The 3401-nt window shown below is 45.6% G+C and carries 5 protein-coding genes; 4 read left to right on the top strand and 1 reads right to left on the bottom strand.

Going from position 1 to position 3401, the window contains the following annotated elements; genetic code table 11:
• On the bottom strand, window positions 1-700 hold a 700-nt coding region (locus WBV75_RS09040), incomplete at its 3' end, for an LON peptidase substrate-binding domain-containing protein (protein ID WP_424120300.1).
• A 220-nt stretch (window positions 701-920) separates the two neighbouring features.
• Here WBV75_RS09040 and WBV75_RS09035 point away from each other — a divergent pair.
• The 4 genes from WBV75_RS09035 to WBV75_RS09020 form a co-directional block, all read left to right on the top strand.
• A complete protein-coding gene (locus WBV75_RS09035) occupies window positions 921-1478 on the top strand; it encodes an RNA polymerase sigma factor (protein WP_424120299.1) in 558 nt (185 codons plus the stop codon).
• A complete protein-coding gene (locus WBV75_RS09030; RefSeq protein WP_424120298.1) occupies window positions 1475-2035 on the top strand; it encodes a hypothetical protein in 561 nt (186 codons plus the stop codon). Before WBV75_RS09035 ends, WBV75_RS09030 begins: the two co-directional genes overlap by 4 nt.
• Window positions 2016-3098, top strand: a complete 1083-nt coding sequence (locus tag WBV75_RS09025; protein ID WP_424120297.1) for a hypothetical protein — start codon at window positions 2016-2018, stop codon at window positions 3096-3098. Before WBV75_RS09030 ends, WBV75_RS09025 begins: the two co-directional genes overlap by 20 nt.
• Before the next feature lie 25 nt (window positions 3099-3123).
• On the top strand, window positions 3124-3401 hold a 278-nt coding region (locus WBV75_RS09020; protein ID WP_424120296.1), incomplete at its 3' end, for a GIN domain-containing protein.

Here is a 3401-nt window from a genome sequence, read left to right as displayed (position 1 = left end):
GCCTGAGGGTTGCCAGGGCCCGCTCCTGTAAATCCGCAAGCTCCAGAAGTTCCTGTTTGTCTGCTACGGGGAGGTTCAGGTTGGAGGAAACAAAATTGATCAGGAAGGAATTACTCTGAATATTCTTGATGGCAAAGGCGGCTTCGCTCGGAATGTTCGGGTTGTCCTTTATAATTTGCAGGGCCAGTTCCTTAACCGATTCGATTATCGTGGTAAACTCAGCTCCGGACTCGTCCGGGCGGGTTTCGGCAGCCTCCCGTACAGTGGCTGTCATATACGGTTTTTCGGTCAGCACCTCCGCGATCTCGAAGCGTTTTTTACCCTGAATAATCACAGTAGTATTCCCATCCGGCATTTTAAGGACCCTCAGGATTCTCGCCACCGTACCCAGGGTATTGATATCCTTGACCTTTGGATTTTCTACCGCTTCGTCCTTTTGGGATACGACCCCGATAACCTTGGCTCCCTTGTTGGCATCCTTGATTAAATGTATGGAGGTATCCCTTCCCGCCGTAATCGGGATGACGACCCCTGGAAATAACACCGTATTGCGCAGGGGGAGAATAGGTAGCGTTTCAGGGAGCTCCTCATCATTCATCTCCTTTTCATCTTCCGGGGTAAGCAATGGAATAAGTTCCGAGTCCTGGTCGATATCCTGGAGCGACATATTGTCAACTCCGATAAATTTTGATCTTGCCATAGTTTTTTTTTCAGTCATTCTGTCACCCCAAACTTTGGGGGACCTGTGTAATCCACTCCCCGGTATTACTTCAAGCGCTTCATTATCAACATACAACACGCCCGGAGGGCTTGTTAACCTACCCTTCTTAGACAATTCTTGTGCCAAGGGCTAAAGATTGTTCCCAAGAAAGTGTAACAATTCATAAATTGGATACTCTATAAGACAAACGAGTACCTTTTTGAGCCACAAGAGTACAGATACCAAAGTTTTGTTGCAAGCCTGCCTGGCAGGTGACCAAAGCGCACAAATGAAGATCTATGACCGATACTACAGGGCCATGTTCAATACATCCCTTAGAATCGTCAAAGATTCTGCAGAGGCCGAAGATATAATGCAGGAGTCCTTCCTGAGTGCGTTTACCAAACTGGAGTCCTTTAAAGGGGAAGTCACATTTGGAGCCTGGTTGAAACGGATTGTAATAAACAACAGTATCTATCACTACCGAAAGCAGCAAAAAAAGCAGGAGGTAGGTCTGGAAAGTGTCATGTACAAGGTCGAAGATTACGATGCGGCACCGACTGATCATGGAAGTACGGAACGAATGGCTCAAAAAGTGCTGGAAACCATGAAACAGTTAAAAAACAGCTACAGAGTGTCTTTGACCTTACACTTAATTGAAGGATACGATTATGAGGAAATCAGTGAGATTATGGATATCTCTTATGGGAATTGCAGAACACTGATATCTCGTGCAAAAGAGAGTTTAAGAAAAAAGCTTAAAGCGCATCAGTTATGAAAGAAGACGAAAATATTGAAGCCCTTTTTGAGTCCCTTGCGGGTTCCTTTGACAGGGAAAACCCCCGGGAAGGGCATCGGGACCGGTTCCTGAACCGCCTTCGTGAAGAGGCGGCAGGGCAGACGAAGCGACCGGGTAATACATGGTGGAAAAACTTATCCATTGCTGCCACCATAGCGCTATTGCTGGCCTCTTCTGTATTTCTCTTTCGGAGCGAACCGAGTCTCGAATCCCAGGTGGCGGAGATATCGCCCCAGGCCTCAGAGACCACAAGGCATTTTGCAGGTCTGGTGTCTCTCCAAATCCGGGAATTGGAAGGGATGAGTTCCCCGGAGACAAAACCCCTTATTGACGATACGCTTGCCCAGTTAGAGATGCTGGATACAGACTATAAAAAACTTGAACGGGATTTAATTCAGGGCGGGGATTCCAAACTGATTTTAAGTGCAATGATTAAAAATTTCCAAACGCGGATCGACTTACTCCGTGAAGTGATGGAGCGTGTGGAAGAAATAAAACAATTCAAAAACGAAAATTATGAAAACACTACTATTTAACCGGTATATATTGTTGCTGCTTGCGGTCTGCTTTACATCCCAGACCTATGCCAACGATTTAAAAGGCAAACACACCAAGGAAAAGACCATTCGCAAGGAATTCGATGTAAATGCCGATGCCCTGCTGAAGATTAATAACAGTTACGGCAACCTGGTACTGAACTCCTGGAATGAAAACCGAGTGGTCATCGAAGTCCACATCACCGTGAACGGCAATAACGAAAACAAGGTAAACCAGCGCCTGGAAGAGATCGATGTAGATTTTGATGCCTCCTCCAGTATGGTCTCTGCCCGGACCATATTCAACAAAAAATCAGGTTGGGGCTGGAAAGGAAACAATAATGTGAATTTACAGATTAATTACACGATTAAAATGCCTGTAAAGAATAGCGTCAACCTCAGCAACGACTACGGCAATATCATTCTGGACCGGGTAGACGGTCACGCTAAAATCAGTTGTGATTACGGACGTATGGATCTGGGAGAACTCAGGGGCCGAAATAATGAACTTAACTTTGATTATACTTCCAAATCTGAGATCGGTTATATGAACAGCGGGGAAATCAACGCCGACTATTCCGGCTTTACGATCGAAAAAACGGGGAATATTATCCTGCGGGCCGATTATACAAATGCCAGGATTTTGGAAATGGAAAACCTGGATTACAACTGCGATTACGGCAGTGTTGAAATCGGAAAAGTCAACAACGTCCTTGGGAGGGGAGACTATGTAAATATAAAACTGGGGCAGGTTTCCGGAAATGTCGATTTAGATGCCGATTACGGGGGGATTCAGATTGAGAAGATGACCGCAGAGGCCGGGAATGTCGATATCAGGACCAATTATACCGGGATCAAGCTGGGGTACGACTCCGCCTATCATTTCGATTTTCAAATCACTACGGAATACGCAGGGGTTAAAGGAAAAGAAGACCTCGAAGTCAATATCAGCAAGGAAAAATCCAGCGATCGCTATTACGAGGGATACCACGGCAGCGCCAATAGCGGAAACTACATGAGAATAAATAGTGATTATGGAAGTATTACACTTCGCAAATATTAAATACCAACCCTAAAAGAAAACACAGATGAAAAAAGTATGGATTCTTAGCATGTCCCTTTTACTGGCCCTGCCCGCGGCCGCACAATGGGGAAAGAAAATAAAAGGAAACGGGAATATGGTTACCGTGGAGCGGAGTGTCGGTTCCTATGACGGTGTAGCCATGTCCGGTTGGTTCGACGTTGAACTCATCTCGGGACGTGAAGGTGAAATCACCCTAAGCGGGGAAGAAAACCTGTTGGAACATTTGGTCACTGAGGTTAAAAATGGCAAGCTGACGATCAAACCTGAAAAAGGGTATAATTT

It is taken from the genome of Robiginitalea sp. (assembly GCF_049588695.1).
Lineage (GTDB): Bacteria > Bacteroidota > Bacteroidia > Flavobacteriales > Flavobacteriaceae > Robiginitalea.
The sequence above is the reverse complement of the archived record's forward strand: the minus strand, read 5'-3'. Positions and strand labels throughout refer to the sequence as shown.